The organism is Glutamicibacter sp., assembly GCF_035257265.1.
Classification (GTDB): Bacteria; Actinomycetota; Actinomycetes; order Actinomycetales; family Micrococcaceae; genus Glutamicibacter.
Genome location: NZ_DATEXC010000038.1, coordinates 122,191 through 141,544 on the forward strand (window position 1 = coordinate 122,191; position 19,354 = coordinate 141,544).

Annotated in this window: 20 protein-coding genes; 4 read left to right on the plus strand and 16 right to left on the minus strand. The window is 57.2% G+C overall.

The features are described from left to right. Positions 1 to 55: 55 nt before the first annotated feature. From VJ369_RS09300 to truB, 9 genes are all read right to left on the minus strand, one after another. Entirely contained in the window at positions 56 to 496 is a 441-nt protein-coding gene (locus tag VJ369_RS09300; RefSeq protein ID WP_324091794.1) for a DUF4282 domain-containing protein, read from the minus strand. A gap of 215 nt (positions 497 to 711) precedes the next feature. Then, a complete protein-coding gene (locus tag VJ369_RS09305) occupies positions 712 to 2,097 on the minus strand; it encodes a plasmid pRiA4b ORF-3 family protein (protein WP_324091795.1) in 1,386 nt (461 codons plus the stop codon). A gap of 76 nt (positions 2,098 to 2,173) precedes the next feature. Further along, positions 2,174 to 3,271: an alanine--glyoxylate aminotransferase family protein gene (locus tag VJ369_RS09310; RefSeq protein ID WP_324091796.1), complete on the minus strand. Its 1,098-nt coding sequence runs from the start codon at positions 3,269 to 3,271 to the stop codon at positions 2,174 to 2,176. Between the two features lie 253 nt (positions 3,272 to 3,524). Beyond that, a complete protein-coding gene (gene rpsO / locus VJ369_RS09315; RefSeq protein ID WP_096257846.1) occupies positions 3,525 to 3,794 on the minus strand; it encodes a 30S ribosomal protein S15 in 270 nt (89 codons plus the stop codon). Between the two features lie 107 nt (positions 3,795 to 3,901). Beyond that, entirely contained in the window at positions 3,902 to 4,690 is a 789-nt protein-coding gene (locus VJ369_RS09320) for a class I SAM-dependent methyltransferase (protein WP_324091797.1), read from the minus strand. A 3-nt stretch (positions 4,691 to 4,693) separates the two neighbouring features. Continuing rightward, positions 4,694 to 5,647 carry a bifunctional riboflavin kinase/FAD synthetase gene (locus VJ369_RS09325; RefSeq protein WP_324091798.1) on the minus strand — a complete coding sequence of 318 codons (954 nt, stop codon included), beginning with the start codon at positions 5,645 to 5,647 and terminating at the stop codon, positions 4,694 to 4,696. A gap of 62 nt (positions 5,648 to 5,709) precedes the next feature. Then, entirely contained in the window at positions 5,710 to 6,180 is a 471-nt protein-coding gene (locus VJ369_RS09330; RefSeq protein WP_324091799.1) for a hypothetical protein, read from the minus strand. After that, the gene (locus tag VJ369_RS09335) at positions 6,177 to 6,554 is read right to left on the minus strand and encodes a hypothetical protein (RefSeq protein WP_324091800.1); all 378 of its coding nucleotides are present in this window, start codon (positions 6,552 to 6,554) and stop codon (positions 6,177 to 6,179) included. The genes VJ369_RS09330 and VJ369_RS09335 overlap by 4 nt, the downstream gene beginning before the upstream one ends. Positions 6,555 to 6,590: 36 nt before the next feature. Then, positions 6,591 to 7,568 carry a tRNA pseudouridine(55) synthase TruB gene (truB, locus tag VJ369_RS09340; RefSeq protein ID WP_324091801.1) on the minus strand — a complete coding sequence of 326 codons (978 nt, stop codon included), beginning with the start codon at positions 7,566 to 7,568 and terminating at the stop codon, positions 6,591 to 6,593. Between the two features lie 215 nt (positions 7,569 to 7,783). On the opposite strand from truB, the gene VJ369_RS09345 reads away from it, so the two are divergent. Then, a complete protein-coding gene (locus VJ369_RS09345) occupies positions 7,784 to 8,167 on the plus strand; it encodes a hypothetical protein (protein ID WP_324091802.1) in 384 nt (127 codons plus the stop codon). Between the two features lie 99 nt (positions 8,168 to 8,266). Here VJ369_RS09345 and VJ369_RS09350 read toward each other — a convergent pair whose 3' ends face one another. Beyond that, entirely contained in the window at positions 8,267 to 8,863 is a 597-nt protein-coding gene (locus tag VJ369_RS09350) for a class I SAM-dependent methyltransferase (protein ID WP_324091803.1), read from the minus strand. A 366-nt stretch (positions 8,864 to 9,229) separates the two neighbouring features. Here VJ369_RS09350 and VJ369_RS09355 point away from each other — a divergent pair, with 366 nt between their 5' ends. The 3 genes from VJ369_RS09355 (at position 9,230) to VJ369_RS09365 (ending at position 12,943) form a co-directional block, all read left to right on the plus strand. Then, positions 9,230 to 10,009 (plus strand): electron transfer flavoprotein subunit beta/FixA family protein, encoded by a 780-nt coding sequence (locus VJ369_RS09355; protein WP_324091804.1) that lies wholly within the window; start codon positions 9,230 to 9,232, stop codon positions 10,007 to 10,009. A 68-nt stretch (positions 10,010 to 10,077) separates the two neighbouring features. Beyond that, entirely contained in the window at positions 10,078 to 11,070 is a 993-nt protein-coding gene (locus VJ369_RS09360; protein ID WP_324091805.1) for an electron transfer flavoprotein subunit alpha/FixB family protein, read from the plus strand. Positions 11,071 to 11,149: 79 nt separating this feature from the next. Next, positions 11,150 to 12,943, plus strand: coding sequence for a cytochrome b/b6 domain-containing protein (locus VJ369_RS09365; RefSeq protein ID WP_324091806.1), 1,794 nt, complete (start codon positions 11,150 to 11,152; stop codon positions 12,941 to 12,943). A 71-nt stretch (positions 12,944 to 13,014) separates the two neighbouring features. On the opposite strand, the gene VJ369_RS09370 is transcribed toward VJ369_RS09365, so the two are convergent. The 6 genes from VJ369_RS09370 to nusA form a co-directional block, all read right to left on the minus strand. Continuing rightward, the gene (locus VJ369_RS09370; protein ID WP_324091807.1) at positions 13,015 to 13,512 is read right to left on the minus strand and encodes a GNAT family N-acetyltransferase; all 498 of its coding nucleotides are present in this window, start codon (positions 13,510 to 13,512) and stop codon (positions 13,015 to 13,017) included. A gap of 28 nt (positions 13,513 to 13,540) precedes the next feature. Next, positions 13,541 to 13,987, minus strand: a complete 447-nt coding sequence (locus VJ369_RS09375) for a YdeI/OmpD-associated family protein (RefSeq protein WP_324091808.1) — start codon at positions 13,985 to 13,987, stop codon at positions 13,541 to 13,543. A 200-nt stretch (positions 13,988 to 14,187) separates the two neighbouring features. Beyond that, complete coding sequence (gene rbfA, locus VJ369_RS09380; RefSeq protein ID WP_324091809.1) at positions 14,188 to 14,622, minus strand: 30S ribosome-binding factor RbfA; 435 nt, start codon at positions 14,620 to 14,622, stop codon at positions 14,188 to 14,190. 96 nt (positions 14,623 to 14,718) lie between these two features. Then, positions 14,719 to 17,709, minus strand: coding sequence for a translation initiation factor IF-2 (gene infB, locus VJ369_RS09385; RefSeq protein ID WP_324091810.1), 2,991 nt, complete (start codon positions 17,707 to 17,709; stop codon positions 14,719 to 14,721). A gap of 167 nt (positions 17,710 to 17,876) precedes the next feature. Continuing rightward, on the minus strand, positions 17,877 to 18,197 hold the full coding sequence (locus VJ369_RS19170; protein ID WP_096257859.1) for a YlxR family protein: 321 nt from the start codon (positions 18,195 to 18,197) through the stop codon (positions 17,877 to 17,879). 172 nt (positions 18,198 to 18,369) lie between these two features. Next, positions 18,370 to 19,353 (minus strand): transcription termination factor NusA, encoded by a 984-nt coding sequence (gene nusA / locus VJ369_RS09390; RefSeq protein ID WP_105678643.1) that lies wholly within the window; start codon positions 19,351 to 19,353, stop codon positions 18,370 to 18,372. Position 19,354 lies beyond the last annotated feature (1 nt).

Below are 19,354 nucleotides of genomic sequence, written 5' to 3' on the forward strand. Positions count from 1 at the left end.
AGAAATTCTCTTGCACACCCGGCTTCACTTTTTTATCGCTAAATACCGCTTAGCGCTATTGCTTGTAAGGATTCTCAGGTGGAGTGTGGCCGCCTTCTGGATTCTGACGATTTACCGGACGTGTCGGGTCCGTCTGAACGGCGGGACGAACCTGTGGGTTCGTTGGTCCGGCTGGGTGCGGAGGGACTTCGCCGAATTGTTGTTCGCTCGGAGGAGTGCCACCAGCCAAACGCACGAGCTCTGAGGTGTTCTCTGCAGTTCGGATCTGCGCGATAAGTGATTCCAGGCTTGCACGTGCCAACGCGAGGTAAATCAGCGTAAATAATGGGCCAAGAATAAGTAGCACCAAGATGCCAAACATGACGTCGTTCGCAAAGGCCACGACGGTGAAGGCAATGTATCCCACTGCCAACATGATCATAATCAGGACGTAGATAATCTTGATGATGGACGGCGTGACAAATTTGCGGAAACCAAAATCGAATAGTGCTTTCAATGTTCAATCACCTTTCTCTTGGGGATGCGACTGACCTGTTCGAGGCTACCGTTAACCAGAGAGAATGTCCTGAAACATGACAAACTATTTTCAGTTGAGATAGGTGAACAGAAACTTAACGACAAGGCTCAACGAATCGTCGGAATGATCATCTTCGCAGATCACAGGACCCATGAAAACTTGGCGCATCACGAAAGCATTGCATGCTGGAGAAACTAGGCTTCCAGAATGAATCGCGAAATTTCCTGACGCTTTTCGTAAATCACCTGACGATTAACGGAGTTCGAGTACTTGAAGTCCATGAGCAGTTCGATCAGATGCCACATTTCCGTTCTAGGGATATAGCTGTCCGTGGAAATGGGGGCGCGAAGGTTCGGGTCCCAGTAGCCAAAGTTTTCAAGAACCTCGGATACATGAACGAACTCTTTCGCCACCGTTGTAGCCTTCCCATATCTGTCCAAGTTGTAGCCACCAGCGCAGAGCACCCACTCCGAAAATGTCGCATCAACTTCTACGTCCTTCGTTACCACAGAGCGCAGTTCCTTGAGGATATAGCGAACCATCGTTAGTGGATCTTGGAGCAGTGAAGAGCCAAGCTTTGTAGCGATGAGTTTGCCTTTGTACTTTCGGATCAGCCGAAGCTTGGTAACGACGTCGCGCATGATTGAAATGGTGGGCAGATCAACTTCCCGTTTAACCTTGCCCCGTTCGTAGTCGATCCCGTTCAAATCGCAACGAGTCATCAACTCGGCAATCATTGCTGGTGGCATCCAACCGGCTTTGGTCAGGGTGATTCCTTGATCCGTGCACAGTTCAACCAGGGCAGTAAAAGGCTGGAGAAGCTCGACAAACCATTCCGGGATTTCTTCGCCGGTAGGCTCAAGCCTGATGTGGCAGTGTGCAAAGACTAAGGACAGGTACTGCCGAATTCCCTCGTGAAATCGGGCGGCCCATTGCCCCGCCGCGTTAGCGCCGCTGAAACCGTCCGCGAGAATTTTCAGGCGCGCGTTGGCAAAATCAATGTCGAAGGTATCTGGATCAAACGCTTTCCAAGGTCCCCCGCGCCACTTCATCCACTCCACGGTTGCTTCGTCTTCGTTACTACGTGCTGTGGAGCGATATATCTCTAGCTTGTTAGACCAACCGCCGACTCCGCCACTGTCTTCCAATGGAGCGCGTAACTGACCATCCAGGACTTTATACTTAGAATCTTCCGGATTCAGCTCGCGTCGAGACTCAACACTGATTCGATGGATCCAGCCATCGCCAAAATCGTACTCAAAATAGAGTTCATCATTTGCGATCCGAAGCGCCTGACCGAGTGTGGTATCTTCTAAAGATTCTCCGTCGCCGCTCTCAGCGCGCATTTGCTCGTCATACCATTTGATGACCGAACTCGAACCAGGGTCAGCGTATGGATTGAGGTTCGTAAAAGCCTGCATATGAGCATGCTCCCACCCCATAGCAATTTGCACCGCTAATCCGGCTTCATCGAGTGCGACACTGTCTTCGAGCTCAAGTCTGCGCCAAATCACTGGCTCTGAGCCGAGCAGCTCAATTCGAAGGGTCAATATTTTGTGAAGGGTAAGAACATTACTCATGAAATGAGTCTAGAGGCCATGGCGGTCTAAAACTTAGGTACTCGCCATGACCTCTAGAATCTACAATTTGACCTGCTTAGGCCCTATCGATCGCTTCCTTCAATGACGCAAGGATCAGTGCCACCGAGGAAGGATTAGCGTTTGGTCCCATTAGACCGATACGCCATACGGTGTTCGCGTACTGTCCAACTCCCCCACCGATTTCGATATTAAAACGCTCCAGCAAGTAAGCGCGGACCTTCGCCGAGTCCACACCTTCTGGAACCTTCACTGTAGTCAGCTGCGGCAGTCGGTAACCTTCGGCGGCAAACAGCTCCAGGCCCATCGCCTCGATACCGTCCTGCAAGGATTTGCCCGCTTCTTGGTGACGCTTGGTGACCGCATCCAAGCCTTCGGCGAGGATCCGATCGATACCGGCTTCAAGCGAAGCCACCATGGCCACTGGTGCGGTGTGGTGATAGGTTCGTCCGCCACCGGTGTTACCGGTGGCATAGCCGCCGAGTAGTCCAAGATCTAGATACCAGGACTGCGGTTTCTGCACACGGCGATCAAATGCACGGTCCGAAATGGTGAATGGTGCAAGGCCCGGGGCCACGCCAATGCATTTCTGTGTTCCGGCATAACCAATGTCAATGCCCCACTCATCGGCCAACACCGGCATACCTCCAATGGAGGTCACAGCGTCAGTGATCAGTAACGCGTCACCCTTGATAGCGCCCAGAGCAGCAATATCAGAAACAACACCGGTGCTGGTCTCCGCGTGCACGCCGGCAATAACCGTTGGGTTTGGGTGCGCCGCAGCTACGCGCTCGGCGTCAATTGGAGTTCCGTATTCATGATCCACACGAACAACTTCGGCACCGACGCGCGAGGCCACCTCGCACATCCGCTCGCCAAACAGTCCATTGATGGCGATCACCGCGACGTCACCGGGATTAATGGTGTTGACGAATGCGGCTTCCATACCGGCGGAACCGGTAGCGCTGAGCGGCAAGGTGCGTGAATTCTTGGTGCCCCACAAGGTTCGCAGCCCGTCGCCTACACGGTCCATGCGTGCGATAAATTCCGGGTCCAGGTGTCCTAGCAGAGGCAGGCCCAGCGCAGCAGTTGCTTCTGGATAAGGGTTACATGGACCAGGGCCGAACAAATGACGTTGCAGAACAGTCGCGCTCATGACTACTCGCTCTCCTTGTAGGTACTGAAATCTCCTTCAGCCTATCGCCAATTCGGATAAAAACGAAAGTAGAATTTCACACAGCAGAATTATTTGTCTTTCGAGGATAGGAAAAATCATTGCCCGCACTTCTGGAATCCGCATAAGCCGCAGTTCCTATGCCCTTGGCGTTGCAACAGTTTTGCCCAATAGACCCAAAAAATCCCCGTCTCCCAATGAAGGGAAACGGGGATTTTCACACCGAAGCGTGAGACTACTTGCGTAGGCCCAAACGCTCGATCAGCGCACGGTAGCGCTCGATGTCGGTGTTCTTGAGGTAGCCGAGCATACGACGACGACGACCAACCAGAGCCATCAGGCCACGGCGGGTGTGGTGGTCATGCTTGTGCTCCTTCAGGTGCTCAGTCAGGTCCTTGATACGACGGGACATGACTGCAACCTGAACCTCAGGCGAACCGGTGTCACCCTCGTGGGTGGCGTAAGCCTTGATGATTTCATTCTTTACTGCGGCATCTAATGCCATAACAAACTCCTGGAGTTGGACCGCGTTAATAAGTCAGTGTGGACGCCGGGGCGTTCACGGTGGTTCTTCGCAACCGCGGACTGCAGCGTGAACCATCGTCAATCATATCACCGACGTACCCGCCGGCGCGCCCTCCATGCATGGGTGAGATAGGGCACCTCGACAATTTGTTCGGCCGCGTAGCCCAAGTACTCGCACCAATACCAGCGAAGATTCTCTTCCACCTTGGTCCGGGTTTCTTCTTTAGAGCGACGATAGTAGCTTCGCGAACGGGTCAGCTTCAATATTCGGTGAAGGTCTAGTTCCATGAACCAATGCCAAACCCCGGATTCTGGGGTGCTGAAGTCTTTACCCAGCGGTGGAGCCAGCTCAGGGCGGTGCACATCGCCGGCGTGCATGATGCGCGCTAACCGGTGAACCCAAGGAACCTGCACATCTAATTGATTCCAGAGCAGCACCAACGAGCCCTCATCATGAAGCAAGCGTGCGGCCTCGGCGCTTGCGAGCGGCGGATCCACCCAGTGCCAAGCTTGAGCGTAGGTGATGAGATCTGCACTATCTTCAGGCAACCCGGTCGACTCCCCCGAAGCGCATACGGTGTGTACTTGAGGGATGCGTTCTTTGAGCACGCTCAACATGTCGGCTGATGGGTCCACGGCCCATACTGCAAGCCCAGCGTCGACTAGTTGGGCGGTAAAAATCCCCGAGCCGCAACCTATATCGATGGCCAGTTTGGCCGTACGCCCGGCCAAAGAGAATTCGAGCGCTTCGTGCGGGTACGCCGGACGAATGCTGTCGTAGTCTTTAGCTCCTGCTTCATACGCGGAAGCTAGATCAGTGCGACGCTCGGCCTTCATGGTGAATGCACGCTTGGGTAATGCAGGAATTTCTGGCATAACCTAGTGGGACTCGGTGGCCAATAGGCTTCGCGCCTGCGTTACGTCATCATTCATCTGCTCAACCAGTGCTTCGATACCACGGTAGGCAACCATCGGGCGCAGGTGCGCGGTGAACTCCACAACAATCTGCTGACCGTAAAGGTCAAAGTCTTCAAAGCCTTCTTCCGGGCGGTCAATGACGTGGGATTCAACCACGCGAGAGACACCCTCGAAGGTTGGGTTGGAACCCACGGAGATAGCAGCTGGCCAGCGCACACCGGCCTCGTCAATAACCCATCCGGCGTACACCCCGTCGGCGGGGATTATTCCAGCTGCGTCCGGAGCAAGATTAGCGGTAGGGAATCCCAGCTCGCGTCCGCGGGCAGCGCCGTGCACCACTTCGCCACGCATCCGATGCGGACGACCGAGAATTGCCGCGGCGGCTTCTACGTTGCCGGCAGCAAGTTCTTCACGGACCCAGGTGGAAGATAAGCGTCGTTTGTCGCCCACGTCTTGTACACCGATCACTTCAAAGCCGTATTTGGTTCCAAGTTCACACATGTAGTCAAAATCGCCGGAGTTGTCTTTGCCGAAACGTACGTCGTGGCCAACTACCACGGCTACTGCATGGAGCTTCTCCACGATGATTGAACGTACGAATTCTTCGGCGCTCTGGTCCGCAAATTCAAGTGTGTAGTGGATCATCAGTGTGGCGTCTAAGCCAACACTGGCCAGCGTATCCACACGGTCTGCGATCCCCATGATGAGTTCGGGTGCAGAACCCGGGCGGTGTACCTGAGCCGGGTGCGGGTCGAAGGAGATGGCAACCGATTTAGCCGAACGTTTTTTAGCCTGAGTGATTGCCGAGTCGAGGACTTCGCAGTGCCCCAAGTGGACGCCGTCGAAGTTGCCGATGGTGACAACAGTGGGAGCCATGTCCGCGGGGACTGAGTCGAGGCCCTTCCAATAGTGCACTTTGCTCCTTTTGACTCTGCAACGAAAGTTAAATTGTTTACCGATGTAATTCTTGCACGTCTTTAGGCGTGACGCTCATTACGATTACGGAAGAGCCACCACAGGCCGACTAACGGCAGCAACAACGGAATGTAACCGTAGCCCTTGCCAAAGTAGCTCCACACGGAGTCATGACCAAAATGAGCTGGCATGGTGAAGGACAGCAAGCCGACTACAAGTACACCTAGAAGTTCAAAGCCAACGGCAAATACTGAAACTTTCCATGCCCCTGGTTTCTTCGAAGCCAGGGTGAACGTGGCCAAGATATAGACCAGCCCAGATAGCAATGACAGCGTGTAGGCTAACGGCGCTTCAGAAAAATCTCGAAAGAACATTTGATAGAGCGCTCGGACGGTCGCCGATAGCGCCAATACCCCGTAAACCGCAATAATAATGCGGCCTAACCCGGAGGTACGCGCAGGGCGTGGAGCCTTATTTGCGCCACGAGCCTGCGCAGCCTGGACGATACGTGAATTACGTGGTTTGTCGCTCATGAGATGACTCCTACATGCCAGATTTGTTCCATGCGGAACAGCATCACAAAGGTGATGGCTCCCGAAACGGCTAAGACGGTGTTTGCCCAACGGCTCTTGTCGCTAACCGCCCAGAAGAAAGCAATGGGTGGCATGATCAATGCGGTCAACAGGTAACCCCAGAATTCCCAAGGCTCACCGAGAATCGCTTCTCCCCCGACCTGACGTATTCCGGCGGCTACCGCGTAGACAATCAGGAATAACTCGGTACCCGCGGTGGCTACTAATGCCCAATCATCCGGGTATCGCCGGATGACGGTAGCGATGAGGCCAAGTAGTACGGCGAGCGCACAAATAATTGTGCCGGCAATGAAAAAGCCGTTTAGGGCAAACAAGGCTGAGCCTTTCTGAAAGTCTCAAATAAAAGTGAGTTACTGCTTTCCGGTGAAGACTATTTGCCCTCGGGCCTTTTCGCCCTTATCGGCAATGAGAGCAACCAAGGCACCGTCTGGCGCGAAAGCCGCGACGAGGTCATCTGCCGGTTCCTCCATGACGTTCTTGGATGCGGTGATGGTTCGCCCGAAGGACAGCTCGACTGCTTCCTCTTCGGTCAGTTGGCGGTTGGCAAAAAGCGCTCCGGCTGCTTTTTCCAAGGGAAGTACCTCGAACTCTTCGGCGAGCTCTTCGAGTCGCTTAGATTTTTCGATGGAGTACGGTCCCACTTCGGTGCGGCGCAAGGCAGTCAGGTGCCCGCCGACGTGCAGTGCTTCGCCGAGGTCCCGGGCCAGAGCACGGATGTAGGTTCCTGAGGTGCAGGAGACGGTTACGTCAACGTCTAGAACCTTGCCACCTACTTCGCGGCGGATCTTGTGGATGTCAAAGCGTGAAATGGTCACCGGGCGTGCCTTCAGCTCTACCTGCTCACCAGCGCGAACACGGGCGTAGGAGCGCTTACCGTCTACCTTGATGGCGGAAACCTGGCTCGGGATTTGTTCGATATCTCCGCGCAGCTTCGAAATCTCGCGTTCAATATCTTCATCGGTGACCGCAGCGGCGATGCGCTCGGAGATGATGTCGCCTTCGGCATCGTCGGTGACGGTGTTCTGTCCCAGACGGATGGTGGCGGTATAAGTTTTGTTGTGTCCCACGATATAGGTGAGTAAGCGTGTGGCTTTGTTAACCCCGATCACCAGTACGCCGGTGGCCATTGGATCAAGGGTGCCGGCATGGCCCACCTTGCGGGTTCCCGCGAGGCGGCGGATACGGCCCACCACATCATGGGAGGTCATCCCCTGATCTTTGTCGACTAATACGAGGCCTGAGGCCTGCTCTTCGGTGTTCTGTCCGGCTTTACTCACGCCTACCAGTATAGGCGTTATATAGACGGTGCCTGCGGTGATGCGTGTCATGCAGTTCTCGCGTGCAATCCGTGGATAACTCAGCTTTACTTCGCGGCGGATGGCTTCCGAATATTCGAAGTTGTCCCGGCTAATCTGTTAATGGGGTAAGTCGGTTGACCCCTGAACATCGTCTCGATAGGTTCGGATTGTCCATTCCCCTCCGACTGCTTGGGACAATTTGCAAGACAACAAGTTAAAAACACACGAATTGCTCATCTTCATACTTGCTTCTCTTAGGATGCGTATTTTTTGCAGGTCTGCCTGTTGCCCTTGGTTTCCTAACTCCTCTGGCACTACCGGTCCTAGGCGACCTCAAAGCAGGATTGTGGGGCTGGGTTCCGTTACTCACCGTCGTGTTCACGCTGACCATGCTCCTAGTCGGTGAGATCACCGACCGACTGGTTCTTCGCACGTTCAAGGGCTCCGGTAAATGGGGAATCGAGATTCTGCAGTCACTCTTGAGTTTTGTGGTGCTAGTGCTGCTTTTCAATCTGGTGATGGACACCTATAAATTAGCCCTAACCAGCGCGGGCGTTGCACTCGTGCTGTATCTGCTTTTCGCACCGCTAATCAACAAGTTGAATAGGAAATTGCCTCGTATTTCCTAACGATCTCAGATACAAACTCAATTCCAGGATGCTGGCTGACGACGTCGCTGGAGAACTACAGCTGAAGGTTCGCGCGCCGATACACGTATCGTCCGTGAACTATCGAGTTGCCAATAATTCACCGTGAGTGCGCGTAGGACTCATTATTCGACTTTCTACATGGGCCACCGCGAAGCCGGCATCCTCAATATGGGCGACTAATTGGTCCAGGGGCCAGCAGTACGCAATGGTGACGGCATGGTCAAAAGCAACTAGTTTGGGGCCAGTAAAGAATCCGAGGGCCAAACCCCCGCCAGGACGTAATGAGCGGGCAAATTCAGTAAGTGGTTTATGCAGATTTTCAGGTTTGGTATGAATCAGGGAGTACCAGGCGAGCACCCCACCTAAACTTTGCGCTGGAACGTCCAGCATCTCAGCACGACCTTGACGAAATTTCACGTTCGGGTAAGTCTCTTTAGCGATAGCGAGGAATTCGGGAACCGGCTCGATTCCTTCGACTTCAGCTCCCAAGCTAGTAAGGAGCTGCGTCCACTGACCCGGACCGCTGCCGACGTCGATCACTTTTCCTTTGAGCTTGCTAGCCCAATCAGTTACCAAAGCTAGATCCGTGTCCGCGATATGTTCTCGCCTGCCAACTGCGTCTACGTATTCACGAGCCTTGGCGCCGTAGGCCAACCTCACTGATTCAAAGGTCATGGCCTCACTCTAAACGCTCGGGAAGACTTGGCATTGATAAAATCAGCTTGCTACCTAGAGTCAACGCTCCATCTTCAAACTCCGCCAAGCGCTCCTTCCCAAATTGTCTTGAGCTGGCTGGATTAAGAAATTCCACGTCCCCGGCAGAGAAATCCCCGGTACCTCCGACTTTGCTACCGATTTCCTCCTTCTATGTGAGCCCCGCCCCACGAGAGCACGATAGACATGTAGAGTTTTTCCTAGTCGGTGACGTTGCTTAAGTGCACCCACCATGCGAGAAAATTTCATTTAAAGCGTTGCGCCAAAACAGCGGACAATCTCCGAATTATTTTGGCAATCACCAGAACCCCTCAGAAGGAGACCAGCGTGAAAATCGCCGTCCTGACCAAACAGGTACCTGATACGTGGTCGAGCCGTCGCTTGGACCTGCAAACCGGAATGCTAGACCGCGCAGCGGCGGACCTAGTTGCCGACGAGATCTGTGAGCGTGCCTGCGAAGTGGCTTTACAAGCAGAAAAGTCACTGGGCGAGGTTGAGGTTATCGCGGTAGCCATGGGCGGAGATAAAGCGGCCCTTGCACTGCGCCGATTGCTGTCCATGGGTGCCCACTCTGCGGTGCATATCTCTGACCCGGCTCTTGCTGGCTCAGACATGATCTCCACCGCCCGAGTTTTGGCAGCAGCCCTTGAAAAACTCGATGTTGATCTGGTGTTGGCCGGAAATGAATCCACCGACGGCAAGGGCGGCATGGTTCCAGCGATGATCGCTGAGCTAATGGACCGCCCGTTCCTGCCCTACGCAGACGAGCTTGAGATCAGTGCAACCGAGGTGACTGGTTCAAGCCAGCTCTCCGAGGCGACCATGAAACTCAGCGTGGCTTATCCTGCGGTAGTCTCCGTAACCGAGAAGTCAGCGGAGCCCCGCTTCCCGAACTTCAAAGGCATCCGCGCAGCAAAAACCAAGCCTTTGGAAACCTGGTCTCTGGCAGATCTAGGCATCGAAGCGGGACCAGAATCCGCGTATTACCGTTCGGTGATGGTGTCCGCCGAAGACCGTCCGGAGCGCGTGGCTGGTCCAAAGATTACCGATGACGGGACGGCAGCAAAGCAGCTGGCCGATTTCTTGGCTGAGAAGCACTTTATCTAAGTCCTCGTCTCAGCTTTCCGTCATCTTTAGTCCCCCACGACTTATCTTTGCTCAGGAGAATTCACCCCATGTCAGAAAATAATCAGCCGGTTGTTGTCCACGTTCAGGTCGCAGCCGATGGAACACCTCTAAACACCACCGCGGGCCTGCTTGGCACCGCGGCTCAGTTCGGCAGTCCGGTAGCCGTTGCTGTCTGTGCCACCGGGCAAGAACAGCAGCTAGCGGCCAAGCTGGGCGAACTGGGCGCTGCCGAAGTACAGGTCCTGCCCATCGATTTAGATGCCCTCGCACTTGGCTCCGCAGATGTCGCCGCGTTGGCCTCAGTCATCAAGAAGACTTCACCTGCGGCCGTTCTCATCTCCAATACCGCCATTGGACGCACCATTGCAGGTCGTTTGGCGATCCGTGTTGAAGGCGCAGTATGCGTTGATGCGGTATCTGTGCGTTGGGCCGATGATGAGCCAATCGCTTCGCACTCAATCTTTGGCGGCGATGTCACCTCGGAGTCCACCGTAGAAGGCGGACCACGGATTATTACCATCCGTCCAGGTGCCTCCGATCTCAAGGCGGAAGCAGTCGCCTCCCCGAAGATCACCGTCATAGAACCTTCTGCACTGCCTAAGGTTTCTAAAGGTGCGCAGATCCGCACGGTCGAGTCGGTACAGACCGATGCCAGCCGTCCAGACCTGCGAAGCGCCAAGATTGTCGTTTCCGGTGGACGCGGCGTGGGTTCGGCCGAGAAGTTTGAGATTGTCGAACAGCTCGCCGATCACTTCGGTGCAGCCGTCGGAGCATCACGTGCAGCGGTAGATTCCGGCTATGTTTCGCCGAAGCTACAGGTGGGCCAGACCGGTGTTATTGTCTCTCCCGAGCTCTACATTTCCCTGGGTATCTCCGGAGCTATTCAGCACCGTGCAGGCATGCAGACCGCCAAAACCATCGTCGCCATTGATAAGGACGAAAACGCTCCAATCTTTGACCACGCCGATTTTGGTGTGGTGGGCGATCTGTTCACCGTCGTGCCGCAGTTGCTCGAAGAAATCCGCAGCCGCAAAGGATAATCGTGGGCATTGTCCACTCAGGTAGGTTCCGGCCCCGCAAGATCCGCCGGATACGACGACGCGATGAGGTTCAACGATCATGACCAAGCAACGGATGGCAGGCTACACTCCCCTGCGTACCAAGGGCGGTGTGCAACCCGAAGCACCTGCCAGTGCCAAAGAAACACACACGACGCAACCGGTGGCCGCCGAGCCGACCGAGGCTCCCGTCGCACCAGTGCAGGCCACACCAGCTGCGGTAGCTGAACCGGTACAGAAGGCTGTGCCTGCAGAAGCGCCTGCGCCAGTAGTTCCCGCAGCACCCGCCGCGGAAACCAAGCCCGCCGCAGCGGCGAGGGAGGTTTCACCCCCGGAGACCGGCTCAACCTCAACACGTCAGCGCATGGCCGGTTACACCCCGTTGCGGCTGCGCGACGGGGTCGCCTCGAACGTCGCGGCAACAACACTGGTGGGAGCTGCTGCAGCCACTACAACATCGGTTCCTGCCGAGGCGGCAACCGCTGAGGCAGCTCCTGCGTCCGTGCACGCGCCGGCGACTGCATCCAGTGACTCGGAAAGTGCACCGGCGGCCGCGGTGACGGCAACTCCCGTGGCTAAGGCTCCGGCAATTCCCGCGAACAGGATGAAGGGCTACACACCATTACGTGCGCCCGATAGCGCAACTGAGTCTGCGGCTGCCGCTGCGGACCTTGCCACCGAAGAATCCTCCCGGACTCCGCAGGCCGCAGAATCGGTGTCCAAACCAGCAGCCGTTGCATCGACGGACACCGAACAGCCGGAGACCTCGCAAGAGGCCACGGCAGTGAAACCTGTTGCCGAACCGGTGGCAGAAGAAGCTCCTGCGCCCCAGATACCGGACAAGGCTGCGAACACCGCAGCACCAGTTACGCACTCCGAGTCCCCAGCTGCTGCCAAGCCGGCAACAGCGCCGGGGACCGGAGCAAAGCAGGAAGTTTCATCGATCAAGATGAAGCCTTGGGTTAAGCCTGCGGTGCTCATCTTCGGTGCGGTGCTGGCTGCACTGCTAGTGGTACTGGCGGCTCGTGGCCTGCGCCTGCTTGGTCCAGTTCAGGATTTCATCGGCACTTATGACGGTCACTCGACCTTGCCTGATTCTGCGCCCACCGGTATTCCCGGATGGCTCGGTTGGCAGCACTTCCTGAATATGTTCTTTATAGTGCTGATCATCCGCACAGGCTTGCAGGTGCGTCATGAAAAACGTCCGGCAGCCATGTGGACCCCGAAGCCCAACTCGTGGTTCTCTCCAAAGGGTAATAGTCCAAAGAAATACTCACTGAGCATCTGGACCCACCAGGTGTTGGATGTGTTGTGGGTAGCGAACGGCGTGATCTTCGTGATTCTATTGGCCGCCACCGGTCAGTGGATGCGTGTGGTCCCAACCAGTTGGGATATTTTCCCAAATATGCTTTCAGGTGCGTTGCAGTACGCTTCGCTCAATTGGCCTGTGGAGGACGGCTGGATCCACTACAACGCCTTGCAAATGGTCTCCTACTTCTTGGTGATCTACATTGCCGCACCGCTGGCAATCCTGACCGGCGTGCGCATGTCCAGCTGGTGGCCCACACAGCCGAAGGCACTGAATAAGTTCTACCCGGTTGAAGTGGCACGCAGGATTCACTTCCCGGTCATGCTCTTCTTTTCGGCGTTCATCGTGGTCCACGTGTTCCTGGTACTGACCACCGGTGCTTTGAAGAATCTGAATCACATGTACAGCTCGCGTGATGCGACCGATGCGTGGGGACTGGTGATCTTCTTAGTTTCCGTAGCGGTTATCGCCGCTGCGTGGATCTTCATGAAGCCAATGTTCTTGTTGCCGGTAGCCTCAGCGACGGGCAAGGTTTCCAAAAACTAAGTTCCACTACCCAGGGCGCCTGCCGGACTTTCTCTTGAAAGTCCGGCAGGCGCCTTCGGTTTTTCTGCTAGCTAGCCAAGTTCCGCTTCGAACAGCAAAAGCTTGGATGCCCCGTCATCCGCGCGTACTGAACGGATTTCCTCCGCTTCTGCGAGCCGTTCAAATCCGAGGCTTGCGTGCAGCGCTCTGGAGGCCTGATTCTGCTCGTTGGTGAAGTAGTACGCGTTCTTGGCGCGTTGGCCTATCCACCGAAGCCGTGCGGCCGTTAGCTGCGCCCCTATCCCCTGCCGCCGCCAGCTCGGATGCACAATAATGCCTCCAAGGTAGTGTCCTGCCGGCGCAATCCCGTCCGCCTGCGCATGCCAATGGGTTTTGGCTAAGCCAACAATCTGCGAATTGTGCACGGCCACCTGGACGGTCTTGGCTTCATTGGACGCTAATGATGCTGGTGCCCAGGGAAGCAGTCCGCCGGCCCGGCATAGTTCGGCAATCGGCTCAAAGTCGGCCTCTTCTGCCTGGCGTAGTTCAAACCGTCGCCGGTCATTGCTTGCGGCATTGATTCCACTCACCTCCAGACTTGCCTGTGACTCAAGGAAATTATTCGCTGCGCAGCGCCTTGATGACTTTTTCTACCCGGCGGGTCCGGGTATCTTCGCCGCGCGCGGCGATAATCGGATCCACGTGGCCGCGCTGCTTGCTGTAGGAGAGCCCGTTCCAGGCATCGGCGAGCTCGGGTTCAGCCGAGAGCAGCACGGCCAGCGGCTCGGGTACCTCAACGGTGCGTGGTTCTTCGTCAAGCTCCAACTGCACCGTAATCTCGTCTCCTGCACCTTTGCCCGTAGCTTCGCGGGTCTCTGAGTTGAAAGAGATCAGAAACTGCCCTGCCATGGAGGCAATGGTATTTCGGTAGGTATAGTCCCCATTGATCTGCACCGTCACCGGGACGCGTTTGCCGCGGCCAAATCCAAACACGATGTCGTCGGGCACAACGATTCCCACGTTGTTACCGCTAGCTGCTACGAGGGTCGTAGTGAATTCTGGCATGAGCTTTACCTTTGATCGGAGCCTACGGTGTGAGCCCACGCTATCCCAGGACCTGAGAGGTGACTAGTGGTAAACAACAAATTCAGCTTCGCTGTGAGTGTAATTCGCGTACCTGGTGAAACCAACAAACGCCCCGGGCAGCACGCACATTGTGCGCACCGCCCGAGGCGTTGGTGTTCAGAGACAACGTTCACAAGCCTTTAGGCTTCTTCGTCGCCTTCGTCCTTCTTGTATGGATCTGCGTCGCCGGCAAAGGACTTGCCTTCACGCAGCGAAGCGACCTCGGCGTCCTTTTCCCGGGCCACGGCCAGCAGTTCATCCAGCTGCGAAGCGTTCTCTGGAATCTCATCTGCCACGAAGGTCAGGGTGGGGGTCAACCGGATGGTCAGGTTACGTCCAAGTTCCTTGCGCAGTGCGCCGGTTCGCTTGGCCAGGATCTCGGCAATTTCTGCCTTGATCTCGCCCTCGCCGAACACCGTGTAGTACACGGTGGCGTGCTGCAGGTCGTTGGTGACGCGTGCGTCGGTCACGGTCACGTTGTCGATGCGCTCATCTTTGATGACGGTGCGCAGCGACTGGGCCATGAGGACCTGCACGCGCTTGGCCAGTCGGGCCGCGCGGGCTGAATCAGCCATGGTTCTCTCCTAATGAAAAATTGTGGTGAAGCTGAGCAACGTGGGCGCCAGCCGGTCAGCTGACCGGCTAGCGCCCACGTAATACTTAGTTAAGGATTAAGCTCGTGGCTTTTCGCGCATCTCGAAGGTTTCGATGATGTCGCCTTCCTTGACGTCGTTGAACGAGCCCAGGCCGATACCACATTCGAAGCCCTCGCGGACCTCGGTGACATCGTCCTTTTCGCGGCGCAGCGAATCGATATTCAGGTTGTCTCCTACGACCTTGCCATCGCGAACCAGGCGTGCCTTGGTGTTTCGCTTGATGGTGCCGGAGCGGATGATCGAACCTGCGATGTTGCCGAACTTCGAGGAGCGGAAGACCATGCGAATCTCGGCGCTGCCCAGGGCAACTTCCTCGTATTCTGGCTTCAGCATGCCGGTGAGGGCTGCCTCGATGTCGTCGATTGCGGAGTAGATGACCGAGTAGAAGCGCATGTCGACGCCTTCCTTGTCGGCCAGGTCTGCCACGCGCTCTGCCGGACGCACGTTGAAGCCAATGATGATGGCGTTATCAACGGTTGCCAGGTTGACGTCGTTCTGGGTGATCGCGCCGACGCCGCGGTGGATCACGCGCAGCTGCACGTCATCGCCCACGTCAATCTTCATCAACGAGTCTTCCAGTGCTTCAACAGCACCGGAGGCATCGCCCTTGAGGATCAGGTTCAGCGTATCGATCTTGCCGTCAGCCACAGCCTGGTCGAAGTCTTCCAGGGTGATGCGCTTGCGGCGCTTGGCCAGCATTGCGTTACGCTCAGCGGTCTCGCGCTTGTCAGCGATCTGGCGGGCGGTGCGCTCGTCATCGGTGATCAAGAAGCCGTCGCCGGCACGAGGCACCGAGGACATGCCCAAGACCTGGACCGGGCGCGAAGGCAAGGCCACGTCGAGGTTCTCGCCGTTTTCGTTGAACATTGCACGCACACGGCCGTGGGCGGTGCCCACCACCATGGTGTCGCCAACTGCCAAGGTACCGGACTGAACCAGCACGGTGACAACCGAACCGCGGCCCTTATCCAGGTTCGCTTCAATAGCCACACCGCGGGCTGACTTGTCAGGGTTTGCCTGCAGTTCGAGCACGTCAGAGGTCAACAGCACCGCGTCAAGCAGTTCGTTGATACCTTCACGCTGAAGCGCGGAGACGTGGATGAACATGGTGTCGCCACCGTATTCTTCGGGAACCAGACCGTATTCGGCGAGCTGGCCCTTGACCTTGTCAGGGTTTGCAGCTGGCTTATCGATCTTGTTGACCGCGACGATGATTGGCACGCCAGCGGACTGTGCGTGGTTCAGCGCCTCAACGGTCTGCGGCATGACACCGTCATCTGCTGCGACAACCAGTACGGCAACGTCGGTGACCTTGGCACCACGAGCACGCATGGCGGTGAACGCCTCGTGGCCCGGGGTATCAATGAAGGTCATCGCGCGCTCGCGGTCCTCGTGCTCGTGAACGATCTGGTATGCACCGATGTGCTGGGTGATACCACCATGCTCGCCCTCGATCACATTGGACTGGCGGATCGCGTCAAGCAGACGGGTCTTACCGTGGTCTACGTGACCCATGATGGTGATGACCGGAGCGCGCTCTTCGAGCTCGTCCTCGCCTTCAGCCTCAAGTTCGGCGTCAAGGTCAAGGCCGAAGCCTTCGAGCAGTTCCTTGTCTTCATCCTCTGGGGAGACCACTGCAACCTGGTAGCCCAGCTCTGCGCCGAGGACCTCAAAGGTTGCCTCGTCCAGTGACTGGGTGGCGGTAGCCATTTCACCAAGGTGGAACAGTACGGTGACAAGCGCTGCCGGGTTGGCACCAATCTTGTCTGCGAAGTCGGTGATCGATGCGCCACGGCGCATCCGGATCTCGGTTGCTCCGTTGCCGCGTGGAACGTTTACGCCGCCCAGCGACGGAGCACTCATCTGCTCCAATTCCTGGCGCTTAGCGCGCTTGGACTTGCGCTGCTTGCCGCGTCCTGCGCCGCCCTTACCGAAGGCACCGCCAACGCCGCCACGGCCGCGTGGTGCGCCCGGACGGAATCCGCCACCGGCACCTGGTGCGCCACCGGTACCGCCTGGACCGCCGCCGCCTGGGCGACCGCGTCCGCCGGCACCCGGACGGCCGCCGGCTGCTGGAGCCGGACGATCGGTACGGTTAGGCATCATGCGTGGGGTTGCGCCGCCTGCTGCGGCACCCGGACGTGGGCCACCTGCGCCAGCGCCTGCTGGACGAGGTGCTCCCGCGCCTGCTGGGCGTGGACCGCCCGCGCCGGCACCGGCTGGACGTTGTCCGCCGGCACCCTGTGGGCGTGGGCCGCGACCTGGTGCGCCACCATCACGTGGTGGACGTGGACCGCCGGCACCCTGACCGCCTGCGCCCTGTGGACGTGGGCCGCGACCTGGCGCGCCACCATCACGTGGTGGGCGTGGTCCGCCGGTTCCGCCTTCGCCGCGCATGCCCTGCTGAGCAGAGAATGGCGAGTTGCCCGGACGTGGACCGCCTGGACGTGGGCCACCGGCTCCGGCGCCCTGTGGGCGTGGTGCACGGTTGCCGCCTTCGCGGTTTCCACGGCGTTCGTCGCCGGCTGAGCGCATTCCCTGCTGTGAGGAGAATGGGCTGTTGCCCGGACGTGGGGTGCCTGCTGGCTTAGGTGCTGGCTTTGGACCGGGGCGTGGACCGCCTGGAGCCGGAGCCGAAGGAGCCTTCGCTGCAGGGGCTTCGGAGGCTGCTGCCTCTGGAGCCTTAGCGGCTGGGGTCGCTGGAGCGGCCGGAGCTGCTGGCGCAGCCGGAGCAACTGGTGCCTTGGCAGCAGGTGCCGCTGCAGCCTTCGGAGCTGGCTTCATACCTGGCTTTGGGCCACCGGTGCGTGGTGCTGGCGTTGCGCCTGCTGGCTTTGCAGCCGGTGCCGAACCTGGGAAGGCTTCGCGCAGTTTGCGCGCTACCGGAGGCTCGACCGTTGAGGATGCCGAGCGAACGAATTCGCCCATATCCTGTAATTTAGTCAATGCTTCTTTTGAAGTAATTCCGAGCTCTTTAGCGAGCTCGTGAACGCGGGGTTTAGCCACATCTCTCCTGTATCGATGTGATCGGCTAGAACCCCGGGTTCAATAAGACTTGGGTGTTCTGGCTGATCAACGTTGTAATTCGTGAAATTCTTCCGTCGCACGGTTAATCACGCAAAACTGATTGTTCATCGTTGTGCGCTCAACTTAGCGGACTCATCGGGTTGCCATCAGATTTCTGACCCGCTTTCATCATGATTGCCAGATAGCCGGCCTTTTGCCGACTGATCTTCGTATGCAGCGAACTGCTGTGCCACGCAGGAATCATTCACCGAGCTTCTAAAAGCTCGGGAAAACGCCTTGCGTCGCACAGCATGCTGCACACACTTTTCTGTTCCATGGGTCCAGGCTCCCCGCCCTGAGGCGGCGGCCGAAAGATCCAGTTGCACACCGCGTAGCGGCGCTTCCTGGTTTAATACCCAACGGAGTAGCTCATCTTGAGATGTGATGGTTCGACAGCCAATGCACGTACGTTGCTGATGCAGTTTCATGCGAGCGCCATCCTCACCTTCCACAACTTGTCAACGAGCCAACTACTAGTCTAGCGCGTTTGAGCCTCGGTGCGTGCGTGAGGTTCAGATCACAGGCACACCGAAGCTGAAAAACGTGCTAGGCAAATCTTTCTTCCAAGCAGCATTCTCTACCGCCCGGAAGAGCAGCTATCTACAGCTGTGGTTCCTTGCCACCGGAGACGGCAATGATGTCGATGCGCCAGCCGGTGAGCTTGGCGGCCAGACGCGCGTTCTGACCTTCCTTGCCGATGGCTAGAGACAACTGACTATCCGGAACCACAACACGGGCACGACGCTCATCTTCATCGAGGATCTCTACCGAGACGACCTTCGATGGCGACAGCGCAGCCGCGATGAATCGTGCTGGATCTTCGTTGTAGTCAACGATGTCGATCTTTTCGTCATTAAGTTCGTTCATCACCGAGCGCACGCGGGTACCCATTTCACCGATGCAAGCGCCCTTGGCGTTCACTCCGGCTTGAGTGGCGTGCACTGCGATCTTGGTGCGGTGTCCGGCTTCGCGAGCCAGCGCCTCGACAACAACGGTGCCGTCTGCGATTTCTGGAACTTCCATTTCGAAGAGCAGTCGAACCAGGTTTGGGTGCGAACGGGACAACGTGATTGCCGGACCCTTGGTACCGCGTTCGGCGGACACTACGTAGGAGCGCAGTCGCGCACCGTGGACGTAACGCTCGCCAGGAGCCTGTTCTACCGGTGGCAGCAGTGCTTCGACGTCACCGATTTTGACCTGCACCATATGTGAGGAATGGCCTTGCTGGATCACACCGGAAATCAGGGTGCCGACGCGGGAAGAGTACTCCCCGACAACTACTGCGTCTTCGGCTTCGCGCAGACGCTGCATGATGACCTGGCGTGCGGTGGAGGCTGCAATGCGGCCAAAACCGTGCGGGGTGTCGTCAAATTCGCCCAATAGCACGCCGGCGTTGTCGCGGTCCTCTACGAGGATCGCTACGTGTCCGGTGCTTGGCTCGATGTGAGCGCGAGCGCCCGGCATGGCGCCATCGGTCTTGTTGTAAGCCAGCAGCAGTGCCGACTCAATGGTAGGGATCAGCACATCCATAGGGATGTCGCGGTCTTTTTCCAGGATGCGCAGCGCATCGAGATCTATATCCACG